The sequence below is a fragment of the Pseudomonadota bacterium genome, assembly GCA_037200975.1.
In the GTDB taxonomy this organism is placed as follows: Bacteria; Pseudomonadota; Gammaproteobacteria; order Steroidobacterales; family Steroidobacteraceae; genus CADEED01.
Window position 1 is genome coordinate 3193080 of sequence record JBBCGI010000001.1, and the last position, 22799, is coordinate 3215878.

A 22799-nucleotide genomic window follows, 5' to 3' on the forward strand; every position below is an offset into this window, starting at 1 on the left:
AGCTCACCAGTTTTTGCTGACGTCTAGATAGAGATAGCGGCCGAAGGATTCGTGCAGCGAGGATAGATAGTTGCTGCCGGTGCTGGCAGGCGTTGCTCCGAGCGGCGGCTCTTCGTCGAACAGGTTGCGCGAGCCCACTTCCACCGCGGTGCCCTCGAACCATCCTTCGCTGAACGCCTTTTTCACCGACAACGCCCAGCGATGTGTCGCGTCCACCTTGTAAGGCGTGCCGTCGCTGTAGGCACCGGAGTAGACGCTGCCGATGTAGTTGTCGCGCAGACGTACGGTCCAGTCCTTGCGATTCCAGATCAGCGCCGCGCTGGCACGCCATTCCGGCTTCTGGCCATTGAGGCCCACTTCGTTCGCGGCGCCCAGGCCCTGCGCCACGATGGCGAGCTCGCCGCTGGCGATGGCGGCAGCAATAGCCTGCTCCGCGAGGGATTTCTCCTGGGTGTAGTCCTTCAGCTGGCTGACGTTGAACAGCACCGCGAATTTCCCCCACGCGCCATCCTGGGAACGCCAGCTGAGGTTGTAATCCACGCCCGAGACCGTCAGAGGCTGCAGGTTTCCGTAGGTCGTCTCCACGTACTCGAATGCCCCCACGGGGTCGATACCCGATCCCGCGAACTGCGCGATGTCCGCCGCCGTCGGCGCAGAGCGGACCACCAACGGATTGCTGGTGCCTTGCACCACACGTAGATAGGCGTCGTACAACAGCTCGTTGCCCGAACCGATGGCGCCGATCGGGTTTTCCACTTCCACTTTCCAGAAGTCGACGCCCAGGCTGAAGCGCCCCGCACCTTCGGGCAGGAATTCCGGCTCGAACACGAATCCATACGAAGATTGTTTGGTGGTTTCCGGTTTGACGTCGTCACCGTACGTGGTGGCGGTATTGGTCTGGTACGACACCAGCGCGTTGCTGATGCAGGTGTTGTAGTTGGTGAAGACGCCGCGTCTCACCAGCGCGACGCAGCGGACCGGATCGGCACTGCCGCCGAAGCGCCAGATCGTGCCGGAGTTCGCGAGCTCCAGGCCCGGGGCACGAAACCCGCCGCTCACCGAACCGCGAAGCAACAAGCTGTCGATCACTCTCCACGCGGCGGCCAGTTTCGGCTTGGCGATGTGACCCGCATCGCTGTAATCCTCGTAGCGGCCCGCCAGTTGCACGTCGAATGACTTGACCAGCGGAATGCCATGCTCCGGCGACACCAGCGGCACCGCGAGCTCGGCGAACAGCGACTTCACGTTGCGGCTGCCGCGGATGTCCGGCGACGCACTGTGGGTGAGGAAATTGCTCTCGGCCACTTTGCCGGTGTACCAATCGATGTACTGAACCGTTCCGTCGACGTTCTCGTCGCGATTGTCGAAACGGCTCTCGTAGCGGTATTCCACGCCCGCCGCCGCGCCGATATCGCCCGCATACCAGTGAAGCACGTCCGGCCGGTCGACCTTGAAATCCCACAGCGCCAGTTCACTGGTGCCTTCGCGCGTCGTGGGCTGGATGAACGAATCGGGATCCGAAGGCGTGGCATCGCCGATGCGCGGGTTGTCCGGGTTGCCGCCGTTGAACGGGTTATAGGCGCTCGCATCCGTGCGATTGACCGCTTCCTCGAAAGCCGTCGCGAGTCCACCTTCCTGCACGTCGGAGGTGCGGGCGCGCGAATACAGCAACGCGCTCTCCCAGCGCCAGCCACCGTCGGTCCTGCCGCGTAATCCCGCCAACGCGCGCGACTGGTCGTTATCCACGTCGAGGCTGCGCAGCCCGTAGTCCCCGACATAGTAGTTAGTCAGACGGATCGCGTCCGCGCCGTCGCGGAGCGTCTCGGGTACCCAATACGCATCCGGCCGGACGTAGATGAAATTGTTGACGCCTCCCAGCGTGACGAATTCACCGCTGAGTTTCGCTTCGGATTCCGACTTGTAGTAGGCGAGCTCGCCAAACAACTGCAGCTTGTCGGTCAGATCGTAACGGGCGGTGGCAAAAAGATTGCCGCGCTTGACCGCCGGCGTTTCGGTGACGCCCGGCTCGGCACGGGTATCCGGTCGCAGGGACGTGGGCGGCGTACCCGTCACCAGCTGTCCGGCCTGGTTCACGTAGTAGGTAGGGCCCACCGCCACGCCATTGTTGAATCTCTGGAAGGTGCCCCACGCGGTATTGCCGAAGGTCTGCACGAACGGCGTGGCGGTCGGATCGAGGACGAACGTGCCGTCTTCCAATTGACGACGACCGTCCGTCGCGGTGAACCACTGGTCGGAGTTCAGTTGGGCGGTTCGATTCGCAAATTCGTACTGCACCGAGATGTTGCCGCGGCCATCGGCGAAGTCCTTGCCGAAGAAACCTTCCAGCGAAGCATCTTCACGGTGGCCGGACTCCACCGAGCCAAACTCCAGTTTGACGCCGCCACCTTCCAGATTGCTCTGGGTCACCAGATTGACGACGCCCGCGACGGCATCGGAGCCGTACACGGCCGCGCCACCATCCAGCAGCAAGTCGATGCTCTTCAGGCCGAAAGTGGGAATCGCATTCGCATTGTAGGAAGTCGTTGCGCCGGAACTGATGGGGTGTTGCACCGTGCGGCGGCCATTGACCAGCAGCAGGCTGTACACCGAACCGAGATTGCGCAGGTTGATGGAGCCGACATCTCCACGCGGCGCGTTTGAATTGCGCCCCTGGTTGGTCGACGACTTCTCGGTGAAGGCGACATCGCCGAATTGCGGCAGGCTGCGGAACAGTTCGTTGCCGTTGGTTGCGCCGATGGACTCGATCTCCGCCTTGTCCACCGTCGCGACCGACAGCGCCTCGGCGGCGCCGCCGTTCGCGATGTGCGAGCCGACGACCGTGATTTCTTCCAGCGGTTCTTCGGCGCTGCCGTCGTCGACGTCGGCTGCGTGCGCCGCACCGCCTATCAACAAGGCGTACAAAGCCAACGACGTGCGTGAAGGAGGCGCGCTCATCTCACTTCACCTCTTTGTAGGCGGAGTGGACGATCTTTCCCTCCAGCTTCTGTTCGTCCTTGACCAGGTTGTACAACGGGCAGGTGGCTTCCACCGCCTGGCGCAGCCCGTCGATGGTTGCTTCGCTTTCCGGCGATTCGATCTTCACGTTGTAGCGGATGTTCTTGTAGCGGGCCGGTGAGGTGACGCCCTTGCCGAAGCGCGGCGTGAGGTCCGCATCCACGGTGAGTTCCAGCGAATCGATCAGCACATTGCGCGTGGCGGCCTGCACTTCGAAGATGTGTGTCAGGCAGGTGCCGGTGACACCGATCAGATGCTCTTCCACCGTGGGCGCGAGACCGTAACCGAGCAGACCGGGAGCGCTGTCATGCAATTGCAGGTGATAGCCGTCTTCGCCCAGAAACGTCTGGCGCAATCCGGTTTGCGGTTCCACGTGCGTGTGCGCCACGAGACCACGCGGCTGCGCGGGTGGTGTGGCCGGTGCGTTGGTTTCGCGCGGCTGCTGACGGCGCCCTTGCACCGCGGGAATTTTTTCCTCGACGATGAAATCGCGCAGGCCCGGCGGCAGATTCCGGTCGCGCACGATGGACGTGTGCTTGTATTCCACCGTGGCGTGGCTGACGTTCTGCGCCTTCGTCACCAGATCGATGGCCGACGAATTTTCGTGCACGGCCTTCTTCAACGCTTCGAGATCGGCATCGCTTGCGGGCGAGTCGATGTAGGCCACGTAGGAAAGATTGTTGGGGTAGCTGAGGGTTGCGCTCTTGCGTTCGGGAATGCTGGTGAACACGATATCCAGCGAATCCAGCGGCACTTTGCGCACCGCGGCCTGCACCAGATATTCGTCGGCCACCGCGCTGGCCAGCGTGCCGACCAGTGAATCCCAGGAACCCGCACCCAGGTTGTAACCGGCGTAACCACGTCCACTGTCGCTGAGGTACTGGAATTTGCCGTTGTCGCCGAGGCGCAGGCGGCGCACGCCGGAACGGCTTTCGGCCGTCACGGTGGCGTGGATGGCCTGCGGCTGTTGGGCAGTGGCCTTCTGCGCTTCGATGGCGGCGGCTTTGGCCTGCAAATGTGTGCGCAGCGGGCTTTCGGCCGCGCTGGCTGGGTGACTCAACAACAACGCGATAGACAGGACGGCAGCAGCGCTTTGGAACAACGACGAACTTCGAACGGCAGGCATGGGCGGGAAACTCCGGGTGGGGGAATGTTGCAGCGCGCGACTTTCCGCGTATTGCGCAGCGCGTGGAAATCACCGCTCGTCATGCAGACATTCCCGAAGGGCATGTCGTCAGTGCTGAAATCCGCGATCCCCGCGGGCGGCACCGGCTGTCCGTCGGGTGGAGCGCGGGTCCGATGCGCTCGGCTGGGGCGTCGCGGCACTGGCGTATCTCGGGGACGTGCCCCGCACGAAAAGCTGGGGACGGTGCTCGAGCTCGCCGAAAAATCGGATAGCTAACTACTCCGCAAGCCTGCTCATCTGGATGGGGCGCGACAGTGACTTCGATTCGCTACGCACGCGCGGATGGCGGGCGCCATGCAAAGCCGGCCAGCGAAACCGGGCCAGGCGCGAGGAGCGCCACCAGCATCGTGGCGGATCGCGCCAGCGACGCCACCGGCTGAAAATATCCAGTCGAGTCTGGCGGCAGCGAATATCATTCGCGCATGCCGTCGATCACTTTGATTGGTCCGGGCGCGATCGGCGCCACGCTGGCCGCCTGGCTTTCCCAGAATCCGCGCAATGAAGTCTCGGTCGCCGCGCGTACGCGGTTCGAGACGCTTGAAGTCACGACGCCGGATCGCGTCGTTGTCGCGTCACCGAGAGTGCTCACGGACAAATCGCACGCGCAGCCCGCGGACTGGGTGCTTGTCGCCACCAAGGCGTACGACAGCGCGGCGGCGGCCACCTGGTTCGAGACTGCCTGCGGGCCACAGACGCGCGTCGCCGTGATCCAGAACGGCGTCGAACACGTCGAGCGCTTTTTGGCGTGGTTGCCGCGCGAACGCATCCTGCCCGTCATGATCGACGTGCCGGCCGACCGCACCGCGCCGGGCAAGGTGACGCAGCGCGGACCGATCCACATCGTGGTGCCGGCGGGCGAAAATGGCGCGGCTTTCGTCGGCCTGTTCGGCGGGCTCAATCTCGATGTCGTCGAGTCGCCCGACTTCACGACCGCTGCCTGGAAGAAGCTCTGCCTCAACAGCGCGGGCGCCGTCTGCGCCGCGTTGCTAAAACCAGCCGGGATTGTGCATCACGAAGCGGTGGCGGACGTGATGCGGGCGATCGTGCGCGAGTGCATCGCGGTCGGCCGCGCGCAGGGCGCGACGCTCGATGACGCGATCGCGGAAGAAATCATCGAACGCATGCGGCGCGGGCCGCGCGACGCGGCGAATTCCATGCTCGCCGACCGCCGCGCGGGTCGGCCGATGGAAATCGACGCGCGCAACGACGTGATCGTCCGCCTCGGACGCAGACACGGCATCGAGGCGCCGATGAACGCGTTGATGGTCGCCTTGCTGCAGGCGGCGCAGGACTTCTGAAAATCGCCCCGCTGCGGCAAGGTCTTGCCGCGCTCGCCGACGAATACGTGCCGACTCGACGCTTCTGCTCGCCGGGCGTCTAACTAGGCAATCCCCTAAGGTAAATCGAATTTGTCAATGCGTGAAGTACTCATGCGCGGCGCCGCCATGTCGGTCGATACGATCCGGGCAGGTCCCCGTACATGTTTCATGTACGGGGGCTCATGGCCGTTGATCTAAGGCCCGCCGCCGGAAATCGGGGTGTCGCTAACAGTATGGGCTCGGGATCGGCCCAAACCTGCGCAACAGGCGCAACGCGAATTCGTCATTCGCGGCGGAGAGATCGACATGTGCACGCGCCTCGCCTCGCATTACCTGCGCCGACAATTCTGTTTGGTCATCGCAGCCGTGTTGCTGTGTCCTGGCTATCTAGTCGCGCAAACTGCGCCGGATGCCGGCTCGGTGCTGCAGCAGATAGAGCAGCAGCAACGTAAACCGCTGCCACAGCAAGCCGCGCCGATGTTCGTGCCGCCGGCGCCGATGCAATCGCTCGGCGGCGCTACGGTCACGGTCACCGAATTCCGCTTCGCGGGCAACACGCTGCTGGCGAGCCCGCAGCTCGCGCTTTCCGTCGCGAAGTTCGTCGGTCGTCCGATCGGCTTTTCGGAATTGCAGGACGCCGCCGTCGCGGTGGCCGACGCATACCGGCAGGCGGGCTGGGTAGTGCGCGCCTATCTGCCCAAGCAGGAGATTACCGACGGGTCGGTCACGATCCAGATCATCGAGGCGACCTTCGGCGCGGTGCACGTGGAAGGCGGAGGAACGCGCGTCTCCGCCGCGCGCCTGACGAACATCATCACGACCGCGCAGACCGCGGGGGCGCCGCTCAACGTGCGCGCACTCGATCGCGGACTGTTGCTGATCAACGATCTGCCCGGCGTGCTTGCGACCGGCCGCCTGGCCCCGGGCCGATATCAAGCGGAATCCGACCTCGTGATCGCGCTCGAAGACGGTCCGGCCGTGAGCGGCAATGTGACCGTCGACGATGCCGGCTCGCGTTTCACCGGCGAGGAACGCCTCATCGCGGCGGCCAGCCTGAATGGTCCGCTGCACATTGGCGATCGGGCCGACGGCCTGTTGCTCCATAGCGAGGGCAGCGATTACCAGCGTGTCGGATATTCGCTGCCGGTCGGCAGCCGCGGCATCCGCGTCGGCGCCAATGCCTCGCATCTCACCTACGACATCGTCACGAGCGACTTCACAGCGCTCGACGCGCACGGAACTTCGGACACCGTCGGCCTCGAGGCCAGCTATCCACTGTTGCGATCGCGGCTCAAGAACGTCTATCTCGGATTGAACGCCGACGACAAGCAATTCGACAACTCTTCGGCCGGCATCACGACGACCAAGTACTCGGCACAGACGGCGACGCTCGGCCTGTATGCCAATTCGTTCGACTCGTGGCTGGGCGGCGGTTCGAACACCGCGAGCCTTGCACTGGTACGCGGTCGCATCGATCTCGGCGGTTCACCCAACGAATCGATCGACGCGTTGACCACGCGCACCGCCGGCAGCTTCAACAAGGTGCGTTACTCCCTGTCGCGCCTGCAGGTGCTGACCGATCGCTTTTCGATGTACGCCAATCTTTCCGGCCAGACCGCCTCGAAGAATCTCGACTCCTCGGAGAAGTTCTATCTAGGCGGTCCCGCCGGCGTGCGTGCCTATCCACAGGACGAGGGCAGCGGTTCCGAGGGAATGCTGCTGAATCTCGAAGTGCGCGCGCGCCTGCCCGCGAACTTCGGCATGACAGCCTTCGTCGACGCAGGCCGGGTCCGCATCAACAAGGACAACGACATCCTCGGAGGGGTCGCCGACAACACGGCCGATCTCAAGGGCGGGGGACTGAGCGCCAGCTGGACGGCGAGTTTTGGCCTGACTCTGCAGGCCACGGTTTCGCGGCGCATCGGCCGCAATCCGAATCCGACGAGCACCGGCGAAGACCAGGACGGCTCGCTCACGATGAACCGGTTCTGGCTGCAAGCCAGCATGCCTTTCTAAGAGAACTATTACATGTACAAACACGGCAGCATCAACCGCGCCTTCCGCCTCGTCCGCAATGAAGCTCTCGATTGCTGGGTGCCGGTCGCCGAAATATCGCGCGGGCGCCGCAAGCGCAGCAACCGCCCCGCGGGGCTTCTCGCCGTGTTGCTCGCCATGGTGGGCGCGCAGGCGCTGGCACAGGGAGTTGCCATCGCGCCGCCCGTCCACGAACTACCTACCGGCGGCAACGTAGTCGCAGGTTCCGCCATCCTCACAACCGGCAACGTTGCCGGCACGTCGACGCTCAATATCGACCAGAGCACGCTGCGCGCGATCATCGACTGGAATACCTTCAACGTCGGCAGCGAAGCGCAGGTCAATTTCAACCAGCCCGGCCGCGACGCGGCCACGCTCAACCGCGTGCTCGACAGCAATCCGAGCCAGATTTTCGGCAAGATCACTTCCACCGGGCAGGTCTTCCTCACCAACGCCAACGGCGTCTATTTCGGCAAGAGCGCGACGGCGGACGTGGGCAGCCTCGTCGCCACCACGCACGGCATCGACAACGCCGATTTCATGGCCGGCAAGACCACGTTCAACCGCAACGGCGCCACCGGCGCCGTGGTCAACGAAGGCGAACTGCGCGCCGCGCTCGGCGGATACATCGCGCTGCTCGCGCCCGACGTGCGCAACAGCGGCATCATCGTCGCGCGCCTGGGCACCGTCGCCCTGGCCTCCGGTGAATCGATCACCCTGAATCTCGACGGCAATCATCTGGCGGGCATCACCGTCGAGCCGTCGGCGATTGCCGCATTGGTCGAGAACAAGGGTGCGGTGCTCGCGCCCGGCGGTCTCATCATTCTTTCTGCGAAAGCGCTCGATCGCCTGCAGGGCGGAGTGGTCAACAACTCGGGAGTGCTCGAGGCGACCGGTTTGTCGACAAAGGGCGGCCGCATCGTGCTCGAGGCCAGCGATCTGGTCGACAACAGCGGCACGATCAACGCGAATGCGGGCGCCGACGGCAGCCCCGCGGGCAGTGTCGAAGTGACTGCGCTCGAGATCGTCAACAGCGGAGTCATCAGCGCCGCGGCTGCGGCGTGGCCCGTGGGCGGCGGCAATGTCACGTTGACTGCCGACGACATCACGCAGACAACCACCGGTTCGCTCGACGTCTCCGGCGTCGACGGCGGCCAGGTGAAACTCATCGCCAGCGGCGACATCGCGATCGCCGGCGCGATCTCCGCCTCGGCTATCGAAGATTCCGCAATCGCCTCCGGCACGGGCGGCGCCATCGAGCTCGCCGCCGGTCACAACGTGACCTTGCAGGACGCCGTCATCGACGCATCGGGAGGCGCGGGCGGCGGACGGATTCTCGTCGCGGCGGGCGGTGATCCGGCGCCTTCGGATCCGTTCAACGAGCGGCCCACCGCCGCCTTGATCGGCGGAACCCAATTGCGCACTTCGAGCCGGCGCGGCCGCGGCGGCAGCGTCACGTTGACCGGCGATCGCGTCGGTCTCTTCGACGTGAGCTCCATCGATGCGACCGGCGCCGCCGGTGGCGGCGATGTGTTCGTGGGCGGCGGCTTTCACGGGAAAGATCCGTCCATCGACAACGCGAACCTGGTCGTCGTGGGCACCCATGCCAGCATCGACGCCAGCGCCACGCAGGCGGGAGCCGGCGGCAACGTCGCCATCTGGTCGGACGGTCAAACTACTTACGGCGGCCACATCGCCGCGCGCGGCGGCGCGGATGCCGGCGCCGGCGGCTTCGTCGAAGTCTCGGGCAAGGGCAACCTCGATTTCCGCGGCCTGGTGGATGCCGGCGCCGAACACGGCGCGGCGGGCACGCTGCTTCTCGATCCGCTCAACATCATCGTCGATGCGCTCGGCGTGGCGACACTCGCGAACGTCGATCAGTTCTCCGACACGCCCGCGCTCGACAGCACGATCGCTCCGAACACCATCACCGCGATGACGAATGCGGGCACCGCGGTCGTCTTGCAGGCCAACAACGACATCACGATCAACAGCTCCATCGTGACCATCAACCCGAGCGGCAACGGCGGCGCGCTCACCTTCCGCGCCGGCCGCAGCATCACGCTGAACGGCAGCGTGAGCTCGGACGACGGCAACATCAGTTTCACCGTCAACGACGCCGCCGCGGATGGCAACCGCATCGCCGCGACCGACGCGGTGTTCCTGAACAACAGCTTGATCGATGCCGGCGACGGCGTGCTCACCATCACCATGGGCACGAAGGACCAGTCGGGCATCATCAATACCGGGCAGGTGACCGCCGGCACATTCAACATCGCGCAGAACAGTCTCTCCGGCACGGCCGCGAGCGGCGCGATCGACCTCGGCGAAGTGACCGTGACCGGCAACATGGGGATCACCTCGGCCGTGGCGCGCAACGTCACCAACACGCTCGGCAGCGTGATCGTGCGCGGCACCGCCACCATTGGCGTGGGCGCCGGCGACGTCACCATCAATCGCGCGACCACCGACTTCAATTTCATCGGCCTGACCGCCCGCAACGCGACGCTCGCCGACACCAACGCGATGCGTTTCACCAGCACCAACCTGTCCGGCAATCTCATCGAGTCCGCGCAGGGTCCGATCGCGCAGACCGGCAACCTCGTGGTGGCCGGCACGACCAATCTCACCGTCACCGACGGCGGCTTCGGTTATGCAGACCCGTACATCAATCTGGCTACTGGAGCCAACAACTTCGGCGGCGCCGTCACGATTTCCGCGGCGACGACCGGCACGACCGGCACCGGCGGCTACGTCCAGATTTCCGACATCAACACGCTGTCGATCGCCAGCGCGAACGTCAGCCGATACCTGAACATGACCGCCGTCGGCGGGATCACGGCCGGTTCGCTCACGGTGGGCACGACGCTGAGCGCCATCAGCTCCGGCGCCGGCGCCATCACGCTCGGCACCACCGGCGTCACGACGGTGGGAAGCGACGCGTCGATCAACAGCGGCGGCGCGGTCAGCCTGCAGGGCACCACCACGGTCGGTGGCAGCCTCGCCATCGTCGGCCTGGGCGCGGTGGATCTGTCGACCACGACGGTCAACGGCAACAACATGGGCATCAATACCACCGGCGCGATCACCGACAGCGGTGCCGTCACGGTGGTCAATTACACCTATCTGACGGCCGGCGCGGCCAACGACATCACGCTCGACACCGCGACCAACAACTTCAACCTCATCCAGATCCTGTCGGGCAAGAACGTCACGCTGGCGGACACCAACTCGATCGTGTTCGGCACCGGCGGCAGCACCATCAGCGGCAACCTCGCCGTCACCGCGGGCGGGTCGATCGGCCAGTACAACAGCTTCGACAACTACGCCCCCATCACGGTGGGCGGCACTTCGAGTTTCACCACGACGGCGGCCAACAGCGACCTCGGCATGGGACCGATCCAGGCGCACTACATCGCCAACTATCCCGGCGCGCAGAACTCCTTCGCAGGCGCGATCACGATTTCCACCTCGGGCGCGGGCACCTGGCGCGACATCTCCGTCAAGAACATCAACGCCAGCGCGGGAGTGATCAACGGCCTGGGCGCCGGATTGCGTGACGTGTTGTTCTGGTTCGACAACGCATCTTCGATCAGCGTGCCGGCGATGACGCTGAGCGGCAATCTGGTGGTCGACGCGCCGAATGGCGGCATCACGCAGACCGGTGCGCTGGTGGTCAATAACGCCACCGTCGGCTCCGGCATCAGCACGTTCCGCACGTCGACCGGCGCGGATCTGGTGCTCACCAACGCGGGCAACGACTTCAATCGTGTCACCATCCGCGCCACGCGCGACGCGAGCATCGTCGATGCAAACGCGCTCGATCTCTACACGAGCAGCGTGTTCTTCAACGTGACCCGCAACCTGACCGTGACGGCAGGCGGCGCGATCATCGACAGCTCGCAGGACGGCAACCTCGGTTACTGGATGAACATCGGCAGCGGGGGTTCGGGCACCGCCACGTTCACCGCCGGCACCGCCAACGACGTCATCCTCGATAACGACATCAACATCTGGCAGACGCTGGTGGTCAATTCGGCCAGGAACCTGGTCGTGAACCCGCGCAACAACCTCGTGCTGGGCAACGTCACGGCGAACGGCACGGTGTACTTCGACTCGCGCGACGGCGGCTCGCTGACGCAGCTCGCGTCCACCGCGTTGCAGGCCGGCGGCAACACCACGTTCAACGATTTCAACCAGGGCATCACGCTGGGCCAGAACGGCAACGTGCTCGGCGCACTCTCCATCTACAACGCGCCGTCCGTCACCATTCGCGAAAACGATGCGATCACGCAGGCCTCGGCCTGGAGCGCCGTCACCAACAGCGCGATCAATCTCACCACTTTCAACGACCAGGCGATCACGCTCACGCAGGCCAACTACTTCGGCAACCTGACGCTGACCCAGCTCAACAACGGCGCTGGCAGCGCGGGCGCGGTGCAGGTTACGGAGACGGGCGACAACGTCAACGGCATGACGCAGGGCGGGGCGTGGACGCTGCACGGCGTCACCACGCTCAACTCCGGCGCCTATTCGATCAACCTCCCGACGCCGACCAACGTGTTCGGGCCGCTGCAGGTGATCGGCGCGACCGGCAGCACCAACGGCGTGCCCTCGACGGTGACCATCTACGCGCAGAACACCGCCAGCAACGACGCCATCCGCGACGGTAGCGGCGCGTGGAACACCGGCACCGGCGTGGTCAAACTCATCGCCTACAACCAGGGCGGCACCACCGCGGGCGGCGGCAACATCAACCTGGCCAATGTGGGCAACGTCCTCGGCGACCTGTACGTCAAGGCGACCAACGTCACGATCACCGAGAACGACAGCATCACCGACGGCGCCAGCACCATCTGGAACGCCAACAACGACACCGGCTGGATGACCACCGGCACCACCAACCTGATCGTCGCCAATCCTGGCAGCAAGTCTATCTACCTAGACAACCTGTCGAACCAGATCGGCCCGCTCGGCCTCAACATGACGGGTACCGCCGGCACGCTGAGCACGGTGCTGATCACCGACAACACGGATCTCACGCAGGCTTCGGTGTGGAATGTCGGCGCCGCGCCGGTGACGCTCGATGCGCGCAATCACCTGATCAACCTGACCAGCAGCGGCAACGTGCTGGGCGCGATCACCATCAACACGACCAACGGCATGCCGACGTCGGTGGCGATCAGCGAGAACGATGCGATCACGCAGGGCGCCGCGTGGGTGATGAGCGGCGTGCCGGTCACACTGGTGGCCGAGAACGGCAACGCCATCACGCTGACGAACGCCTCCAACATCCTCGGCAATCTGACGCTGACGGGCGGCGCGGTCAGCATCACCGAGAACGACACGATCACGCAGGGTGCCACCGCCTGGACGACCACCGGCACGACCACGCTGAACGCGACCACCAATGCGATCACGCTGAACCATGCGGGCAACGTGCTCGGCGCACTCGCGATCGGCGGCGCGCCGACGACCGTGGGCATCACCGAGAACGACGACATCACGCAGGCCTCGGCCTGGAACCAGGGCACGTCGGCCATCACGCTGGTCGCCGGTTCGCACGACATCGTGTTGTCCCAGGCGGGCAACCAGCTCGGCGACCTGACACTCACGGCGCAGAACGCGACCGTCACGGAAAGCCACTCGGCCGGCATCACCGACGGTGGCGCCTGGACCATTGCCGGGAACACGGTGCTCACCGCGGGCGCCGCGAATGCGATCGTCCTCAACGCGAATCCCGCCAGCGACTTCGGCACCGTCAGCATCGTGTCCGCGTCGAACGCGGACATCGCCGACGTGAACGCCATCAATTTCGGTACGTCGACCATCTCGGCCGGCGGAACGCTGACCGTCTCGGCCGGCGGTGCGATCACGCAGACCGGCGCCATCACCGCGCCGTCGCTGCGCCTCATCGGCACGGGCAGCGCCACGCTCGCCAACGTCGCCAACAATGTCGGCACGCTGGCAGCCGGTTTCTCGGGCGGCGACCTCCTATTCACCAACGCGGGCAATCTAGCTATCGGTGTAGTCGGCGGTACTTCGGGCGTGACGATCGGCGCCAACGACGTGACGCTGACCTCGGTCAACGGCACAGTGACCGGGCTTTCCAACATCAACGCCAGCAGCACTTCGCTCGCCGTCGTTGCCGGCACTGCGCTCACGCTGCCGCAGATGAGCATCGCCGGTGCGCAGACTTACACCAGCGCGGGCGGCATCACGCTCGGCGCCAGCGTCACCAGCACCGCCAGCGGCGCGATCAACTTCATGAGCCCGGTCACGCTGGCCGCGGACCTGAGCATCCAGTCGACGAACTCGGCGATCAACTTCGCCGGCACACTGGCCGGTGGAACCAACCAGCTGACCGTCAATGCCGGCAACGGTGCGGTGGCCTTTCATGGCGCCGTCAGCGATGTCGGCAACACCGGCGACGCGAGCGCGGCACTGCAGATCACTTCGAGCGGCGCGACATTCGACAGCACGCTGAGCGCCAACAATGGCCTCGCGATCACCGGCCCCGTCGTGTTCAGCGATACGGTGACGATGTCCGACGGCAACGCAGCCTCGGTATTCACCGGCCTCGTGACGCTCGGCAAGGTCGGCGGCATGAACCTCTCCGGCTACGACGGCATGACCTTCAATGGTGGCGTGCTGCTGCAGAACGGCGCCGCCACGATCAACTCCAACAATTCGGCGCTGGCCTTCCAGACTGCGGGATCCGTCTCGGGCCCGTATGCGCTCACATTGAATTCCGGCACCGCGTCGCTCATCGGCCTGAACCGCATGGGCAGCAATCTGACCAGCCTGAGCGTCACGGCGCTCTCGCCGACCATTCCCACGGGCGGCGTGACGATAGCCGGACCGCAGTCGTACACGGCCACGGCCGGCAGCTTCATCACCTTGAGCGGCAACGTGACCAGCACGGCCGCTGGCGCGATCAGCTTCAACAGTCCGGTGACGGTCGGCGCGAGCGCGGTCGTCACCAGCGTCGATTCCAACGTGTTGTTCGCGGGCACGGTCGATGGCAACAACGATCTGACCGTGAGCGCCGGCACCGGCACGACCACCTTCAGCGGCGTGGTCGGCGGCGTCGCGGCATTGGGCGACGGCACCGGCGCCGCGCTGACCGTGTCGGGCACGGGAGCGACAACCTTCGGCAACACTCTAGCTACCCGCTCCGGCATCACGACCGGCGGCGCGGTGAACTTCAACAACAACGTCACGCTCGGCGACGGCACCGTGGGTTCGTCCTTCGCGGGCCTCGCCACCAGCGGCGGCAGCAGCGGCAACAGCATCAGCGGATTCGACGGGCTGGCCTTCAACGGCGGCCTCGCGCTCACGGGCGGCGCGGTCAGCGTCGCCTCGAACGGCAGCACGCTGCACCTGGGCGGGCCGGTCAGCGGCGCGCAGATCCTGACGCTCAACGCGCTCGCTGGCAGCGTCGGCACCATCACGGGGCTCGACCAGATTGGCTTCGCCTCCACGCTCACCGGGCTGAACGCCACCGCCCAGACGCTCAATCTGCCGGGCAGCGGCCTCGCGGTTGCGGGGCCGATGAACTTCACGGCGGCGGGCGGCATCACGCTCAACGGCGCCGTAGGCGCGACCAGTGGACCCGCGACCGGTGCGATCAACTTCAACGGGCCGGTGAATCTCGCCACCGGGCTCATCACGGTCTCGACCAACAACGCGGCCGTCAACTTCAACGGCACCGTGAATGGCGCGCAGGCGCTGGCCGTCAACGCCGGCTCCGGCGTAACCACGTTCGGCGGCACAGTCGGCGCAGGGACGGCGCTCGCCAGCCTGACTACCGACGCGGGCGGCTCCACCGTCATGAACGGCGGCAGCATCCGCACGAGCGGCGCGCAGACCTACAACGACGCGGTGACACTCGGCGCGGACAGCACGCTGACCGGTGTCAACGTGCAATTCCTCGGCACCCTGAACGGTGCGCGCACACTCACCGTCAACGACTCGGGCGCCACTGTGTTCGGCGGCCTGGTCGGCGGCAACACCGCACTCACCAGCATCACCACGGATGCGCCGGGCACCGTGGTCGTGAACACCACCGCGGTCACCACCAGCGGTTCGCAGACGTACAACGAGAACATGACGTTGGGCGCCAACGCCGCGTTCAACGGCATCGGCCTGACCTTCGCCGGCATCGATGGCGCGCACAGCCTGAACGTCGCCGCGGGCAGTGGCACCGCGCGTTTCAACGGCGCGCTCGGCGCGAACACGCCGCTCACGTCGATCGTCGCCACTGGCAACGCGATCTCGGTCGCGGCCGCGACCACCAGCGGCACGCAGGCGTACACGGCCAGCGGCGGCGTCACGCTCAATGGCAACCTGACTACCACCGGCAGCAACATCACCATCACCGGGCAGACGACGCTCGGCGCGGATGCGACGCTCGCCAGCACCGGCGGCAACATCGTGTTCTCGGGCGCACCCAGCACCGTGAACGGCGCCCACTTCCTCACGTTGACCGCGGGCGCGGGCGACGTGGTGCTCGGTGGCGTCGTGGGCGGATTGGTGCGACTCACCGGTCTCAATGCCTCGGGCAACAATCTCACGCTGCCGGGCATCAGCACCGTCGGCGACCTGAACCAGACCTACACCGCGCTCAACAACATCTCGCTGAACCAGAGCCGCAACGTGAACGCTCCGATCAGCTTCACGGCGGATTCGGACAGCAACGGCGCCGGCTCCTTCATCCTGCTGGATACCGTCTCGCTGACGGCGTCCAACAACACGTTGTCCATCCAGGCAGCCGATCTCGATCTGCAGGGCAACAGCACGATGTCCTCCGGCAGCGGATTGATGACGATTACCGCCAGCAACGGGCGCAATCTTGCGCTCGGCGGCGCGGATGCGGCCGGGCAGATGACGATCTCCGGCAGCGAGCTCGCGCGTATCAGTAGTTCGAGCGGACTCAATCTCAACACCACGGGCACGGGCTGGATCCACGTCGACGGCATCACCGCCACGCAGAGCCAGAACATCACCGGCACGCTCGGCCTCAACGCGCAGGGCACAGGTGAAGTGAGTTTCCTCACCGGCGCGTCCACGTTCAACGCGCTGCGCGTCGCGGCTACCGGCGGCACGATCAACGTGGGCGTCAACCTGACTACCACCAACGATCCGATCGAATTCGTGACGCCCGTGTCGGTATCCGGCGCGTCGACGATCTCGAGCGGCGGCGGCAACATCAGTTTCGACAACACGCTGGCGGTCGACAACGACCTGACGCTCACCACGGGCAATGGCGTGCTCACGTTCGGCGGCGCGGTTGGCAGCAACCGTACGCTCACGTTGAATCTGGGTGGCGGCTCGGTCGCCGGCCTGTCGCAGCTGCAGAGCGCGTTGACCGGGCTCACGGTGAACAGCACCTCCGGCATCACACTGCCGGCGCTCACGATCAATGGTCCGCAGGTCTACAACACCGGCGCCATCACCGTGACCGGAAATCTGGTCGGCACGGGCATCGCGTTCAACAACCTGGTGGACGTCGTCCCGGCGTCGGGCACGTCGCTGACCATGAATGCTGGCACGGGAACGCTGAACTTCACCAACCTCGTGAGCTTCAACGCCACGGACATGAACCTGATCGGCGACGAGATCAATTTCGCGCGCGCGGTGACGGGTTCGGGCAGCCTCGCGCTGCGCACATTCACCGGCAGCCGCAATACTGCAGTCGGCGGCGCTGGCGCGCCGATCGCGGGCCTCAATCTCACCGCGGCGGAACTGGCCTGGCTGCCCATCGGCACGCTGAGCAGCCTTACCATCGGCAATGCGGCCGGTACGGGTACGCTCGACCTGGCGGGCGTGCTCAACGCGCCCGGTACACCGGTCACGCTGAACGGCGGCGGCGGCATCACGCAGAGCGGCGGTAGTTTGACCTCGGGCAACCTGTCGCTGTACGCGGCGGGAGCCGGCATCAGCCTCACCAGTGCCGGCAATGCGTTCGGCGCGGTGGGTATCACCGGCACGCCGACGGCGCTCAGCCTCACGAATACGCGGGACATCACCCAGCTCGGCGCCGCCGCCTGGAGCCTCGGCACCGCACCGGTCACGTTGAATGCCGGTACGCACGACATCACGCTGAACAATGTCGGCAACACGTTCGGCACCTTGTCGCTCACGGGCGGTGAAGTGCACGTGACGGAAGCCGCGGATACCACGCTCGGAGTTTCGAGCGTGTCGAAGAACCTGGTGCTCGATTCGAGCGGTGCCATCGCCATCAACGGCGCGCTCGCGACCACCGGCAACGTCTCGCTGACCGCCGGCGGTGTGGTCAGTCAATCCGCGCCGCTCACGATCGGCGGCAATCTTTCCGTGGTCACCTCGGTCAACGCCGGTGACGTGACGATCAACAATTCCGGCGCGGCTGCGACCAGCATCGGCAACACATTGGTCGGCGGCAACTACGTGCTGACCGCGACGGGCAAGCCGGTCTCCCAGGCTGCGGGCTCGAGCCTGCAGGTGCGCGGCGACCTGACCGTCACCGGCGCGAGCATCGTGCTCGGCGGCGCCGGCAATCTCGTGGGCGGCACGACCACGCTGCCGGCCACCAACACCGTGGAACTGCGCGCCTCCGGCGCCATCACGCTCGGCAACCGCAACGACACCGGCAACCTGACCGTGATCAGCGAGCGCACCAACCGCTCGTTCGGCAGTGCGCAGGTCGCCGGCGACGCCATCGTGCTGAACAACGCGGCCAACAATATCGGCGGCACGCTCTCCATGAGCGCGAGCCCGGCCACCATCGTGACCGGCGCGGACGTGCAGACGGGTATCAGCCAGACCGCGGGCACGTCGATCACGGTCGCGGGTCTCGCGAGCTTCACCGCGGAAGATTCCAGCGCGGGCAGCCTCGGAATCAACCTCACGAATGCAGGCAACAATTTCGGCCGCCTGCAGGTCTCGGGCACCACGGTCGACGTCCGCAATTCCGCGGCCGGCCTCACTACCATCGAGAACGCCGCGGCCACTACCAGCCTCACGCTGACCACCGCCGGCGCGCTCGCGCAGAACGGCTCGATCAGCGCACCGGTCCTCTCGATCAATTCGGCCGGTGCGGTGACGCTCAACCATGCCGCGAACGACGCGACCTCGCTTTCGGTGACCTCGGGCGGCGGCGCGATCAGCTACGTCGACGCGAATGGTGTGTCCGTGACTGCGCTCGATGCGGGCGGCGGCAATGTCAGCCTCACGGCCGGCGGTGCCGGCAATCTCACGCAGACCGGTGCGCTGTCGAACGTGGGCACGCTGAACGCAAATGCCGGCGGTGCAGTAACGCTCAATCACGCGGGCAATGCGGTGGGTTCGCTCGGCGCTTCGGCGGCAGGAACGGGCTTCCAACTGCTGGATACCGGCGGCCTTGCGGTCACGGGTCTCGTGCGCACGGTGAGCGGCGATCTGACCTTGCGTACCTCGGGAGATCTCACGCTGAGCACCGGCAGCCGCCTGCAGGGCGACGCCGGCGACGTACTCGTATCCACCGAAGCCGCGGGCAATTTCAACAACGACGCCGGCTCCACCGCGCTGATCGTGGGCAGCGGCAAGCGCTGGCTGGTGTACAGCAACACGCCGGACCTGGCCACGGGCCCGCACACGGACAAAGACGGATTGACGTCCTCGTTCCGCCACTATGGCGCGACCTACGGCAGTTATGCGCCGGGCAGCGTCACCGAGAGCGGCAACGGCTTCATCTATCGCGACGCCGCGCCGACACTGACCGTGAGCGCCGCCATCGCCGGATCGCCCACACACGTCTACGGCGATACGCCCACGGGTAGTTTGACCTACGCGATCAGCGCGGGCCTGCTCGACAGCGAAGACAATGCCGGCAACGTCATCACGGGCGGCACGGCCACGTTCAGCAGCGCGCTGAGCAGCGCGATGAACGCCGGCATCTACAGCATCGGTTACACCGGCGGCCTCACGTCCAACTACACGCTGGTGGGCGACCCCACCGGCGCCGCCTACACCGTGACGCAGGCCCTGCTGACGTACACGGCGAATACGGCCTCACGCGCCTATGGCGCGGCCAATCCCTCCCTCGGCGGGACGATCGGCGGCTTCAAGCTCGGCCAGGACAGCTCGGTGCTGGGCGGCAGTGCCACCTGGACGACCACCGCGATCGCGGGCAGCAACGTCGGGCAGTACGCCATCAACGGCGCGGGTTATACCGCGTCCAACTACACGTTCGGGCAGGCGGCGGGCAACGCCACGGCGTTCAACGTCACGCGCGCCGGGCTCACCGTCACGATCAATGGCGATGCGCGCACCTACGACGGCACGTCGTACAGCGGTGGAGCGGGCGTCGCCTACAGTGGCTTTGCGAACAGCGAAGGCGCGGGCGTGCTCGGCGGCTCGCTGGTCTACGGCGGCACCGCCCAGGGCGCGCGCAATGCGGGCAGCTACAGCATTTCGGGCTCGGGGCTCACTTCCGGCAACTACACGATCAACTACGTCGACGGCACGCTGGCGATTGGCCGGGCGAATCTCACGCTGACGCCGAACGCCGTGACCAAGACCTATGACGGCACGCTGCTCGCGACGGGCACCGCGTCGGCCGCGGGCGGCACGCAGTTGTTCGGTGGCGACAGTGTCACGGGCGGCACCTATGTGTTCGCGAACGCCAATGCGGGCAGCGGCAACCGCACCGTCTCCTTGACCGGCGCCACCGTCAACGACGGCAATGGCGGCAACAATTACACCGTCAGCTATCTAGACAACACTGCCAGCACCATCAATCGCGCGAATATTTCGGTTGCGTCGGGCAACGTGACGAAAACCTACGATGGCACCTTGAGCGCGAACGGCGCGGCGACGCTGGTCGCCGGGTCGCTGTTCAGCAATGCGAGCAACGGCAACGCGCTGGATACGCTCAGCGGCGGCAGCTTCGCGTTCACCAATGCGAATGCGGGCGCTGGCAACAAGACGGTCAGCGCGAGCGGCGTGACGGTGAACGACGGCAACGCCGGCGGGAACTACCAGGTCACGTACGTGAACAACACCACGAGCACCATCGACCGTGCCGCGCTCGGATTCAGCGGCACGATAACCACTAAGACCTACGACGGCTCGACTGCCGCGACTCTCTCCGGCTACACGCTGACCGGTTTCGTCGGCAGCGAGACCGTGAATGCGTCCGCGGCCAGCGCGGCGTTCGCCGACCGCAACGCGGGCACGGGCAAGACCGTGAACCTGAGCGGAATCGCGCTGTCCGACGGCACGAACGGCGGCCTCGCGTCCAACTACTTCGTGGCGCCAACCGCCACGGCGACGGGCACCATCGATCCGAAACTGCTGACGCTGAGCGCCACGGTCGCGGACCGCGTGTACGACGGAACGACCAATGCGCTGGTACAGAACTACGGGCTGTCTGGTTTCGTCGGGGCGGAGACCGTCACCGGCGTATTCACCGGCAGCGCGCAGTTTTCCGACAAACACGTCGGCACCGACAAGGGGATCACGATCACCGGCATCGTGCTGCTGAACGGCACGAACGGCGGTCTGGCATCAAACTACCTGGCGCCGACCAGCGCCATCAGCAGCGCGGACATCACCGCGGCTTCGCTGCAGGTCGCGGGCGTCGTCGCGCTGGACAAGGTGTATGACGGCACCACGATTGCAACGCTCGATACCCGGTCCGCGGGCGTGACCGGCGTGTTCGGTTCGGACGACGTGCGCATCGGTTCGATCACCGGCACGTTCCTCGACAAGAACGTCGGCGCGGACAAGTCCATCGGCGCGGGCACGGTGGTGTTGAGCGGCGCGGACGCCGGCGACTATCTGCTGGTGCAGCCGACCGGCCTCACGGCGAGCATCACGCCACGCGCACTGCTCGTGGCGGCTACCGCGCAGAGCCGCGTGTACGACGCAACCACCGGCGTCACGGTGAACCTCACGGACAATCGCATCGCCGGCGATGCGGTTTCGATCACTTCGAATAGTTCGTTCCTGGACAAGAACGTGGGCGCGGGCAAATTCGTCGACGTGTCCGGTATCGCGATCAGCGGCACCGACGCGGGCAACTACATCGCAAACAGCAGCGCCAGCACGTTCGCCAATATCACGCAGGCCACGCTGGCGGTCACCGCCACCGGCGCCGACAAGGTTTATGACGGCAACACCGTGGCGAACGTCGTCATCTCGGGCGCGCCGCTCGGCGGCGACGCCGTCACGTTGAGCTTCGAGTCGGCGGCGTTCGGCGACAAGAATGCGGGGACGGACAAAGCCGTGAACGTCAGCGGAATTCGCGCCAGCGGTGCCGATGCGGGCAACTACGCCATCGTTTCGACGACGGCGACGACGGCCGACATCACGCCGGCGACGTTGACCGTGGGCGCGGTGGGTGAATCGAAACCGTACGACGGGACGACGGCCGCGCACGTGACTCTCACGGACGATCGCATCGCGGGCGATGAGCTGTCGCTCATGGCGACGGACGCTGCATTCGCCGATCCGGCGGTGGGCAACGACAAGCCGGTTGCCGTCAGCGGAATCCAGATCGCCGGCGGCGCCGACAGCGGCAACTACGTGTTGGCCAGCAGCGCTGCCGCGACGACCGCCGATATCACCGGCCCGCTCGCGACGGGATCGAGCAGCACCTGGTCGCTGCCGCCGGTGTTGCCGCAGCCGTTGCCGGTGGTCGCGCCGGTAGTACCGGAGGAATTGCTGGATGTCACCTTGCCGGCGACTTTTGGCAGCGGGCTCGTCGCCCCTGTCGAAGGCCCGCCGAATGCGGCGCCCGCAGCGTCCGGTGCCGATGCGATCGCCGCTCCTGTCAGCGGCACCGTGAATACGGTGCCGGCAACGTCGGGCGCCGATGCGACCGCCACCCGTGTCGACGGCACCGTGAACACGACGCCCGCAGCGCCCGGCGCCCACGTGATCGTGTCGTTCGTCCGCGCACCGTCGAACGGCAGCGCGGGCATGGTCTCGGTCGAGGTCCCCGAACAATTCGCGGCGCCGGGGATGTCATTTGGCTTCCCGCTGCCGGCGGAAGTTTCACAGGCTGCCGGCGCGGCACCGGTGCGGGTGACGCTCAGCAACGGCGCGGCATTGCCGTCGTGGCTGCGCTACGTGCCCGGCGAAAAGGCGTTCGCGGCGAAGGATATTCCGGCCGGCGCGCTGCCGCTCGAAGTGCTGGTGCGCATCGGCGAACGCAGCTGGACGGTGCTGATCTCGGAACGCAAGCGTAGTTAGGCCGGCGCGCGTTGCGCGCCGGATCC

At 66.0% G+C, this 22799-nt stretch carries 6 protein-coding genes; 4 read left to right on the forward strand and 2 right to left on the reverse strand.

Annotation, left to right across the window (positions count from 1 at the left end):
• Positions 1 to 3 precede the first annotated feature (3 nt).
• Complete coding sequence (locus WDO72_14415) at positions 4 to 2955, reverse strand: TonB-dependent receptor (GenBank protein MEJ0086871.1); 2952 nt, start codon at positions 2953 to 2955, stop codon at positions 4 to 6.
• A 1-nt stretch (position 2956) separates the two neighbouring features.
• The gene (locus tag WDO72_14420; GenBank protein MEJ0086872.1) at positions 2957 to 4141 is read right to left on the reverse strand and encodes an OsmC family protein; all 1185 of its coding nucleotides are present in this window, start codon (positions 4139 to 4141) and stop codon (positions 2957 to 2959) included.
• A 314-nt stretch (positions 4142 to 4455) separates the two neighbouring features.
• Here WDO72_14420 and WDO72_14425 point away from each other — a divergent pair, with 314 nt between their 5' ends.
• The 4 genes from WDO72_14425 to WDO72_14440 all read left to right on the forward strand — a co-directional run bounded on the left by WDO72_14425 (position 4456) and on the right by WDO72_14440 (position 22773).
• Complete coding sequence (locus WDO72_14425; GenBank protein MEJ0086873.1) at positions 4456 to 4581, forward strand: hypothetical protein; 126 nt, start codon at positions 4456 to 4458, stop codon at positions 4579 to 4581.
• A gap of 42 nt (positions 4582 to 4623) precedes the next feature.
• Complete coding sequence (locus WDO72_14430; GenBank protein ID MEJ0086874.1) at positions 4624 to 5499, forward strand: 2-dehydropantoate 2-reductase; 876 nt, start codon at positions 4624 to 4626, stop codon at positions 5497 to 5499.
• 327 nt (positions 5500 to 5826) lie between these two features.
• Complete coding sequence (locus WDO72_14435; GenBank protein ID MEJ0086875.1) at positions 5827 to 7536, forward strand: ShlB/FhaC/HecB family hemolysin secretion/activation protein; 1710 nt, start codon at positions 5827 to 5829, stop codon at positions 7534 to 7536.
• A gap of 12 nt (positions 7537 to 7548) precedes the next feature.
• Positions 7549 to 22773: a YDG domain-containing protein gene (locus tag WDO72_14440; GenBank protein MEJ0086876.1), complete on the forward strand. Its 15225-nt coding sequence runs from the start codon at positions 7549 to 7551 to the stop codon at positions 22771 to 22773.
• Positions 22774 to 22799 lie beyond the last annotated feature (26 nt).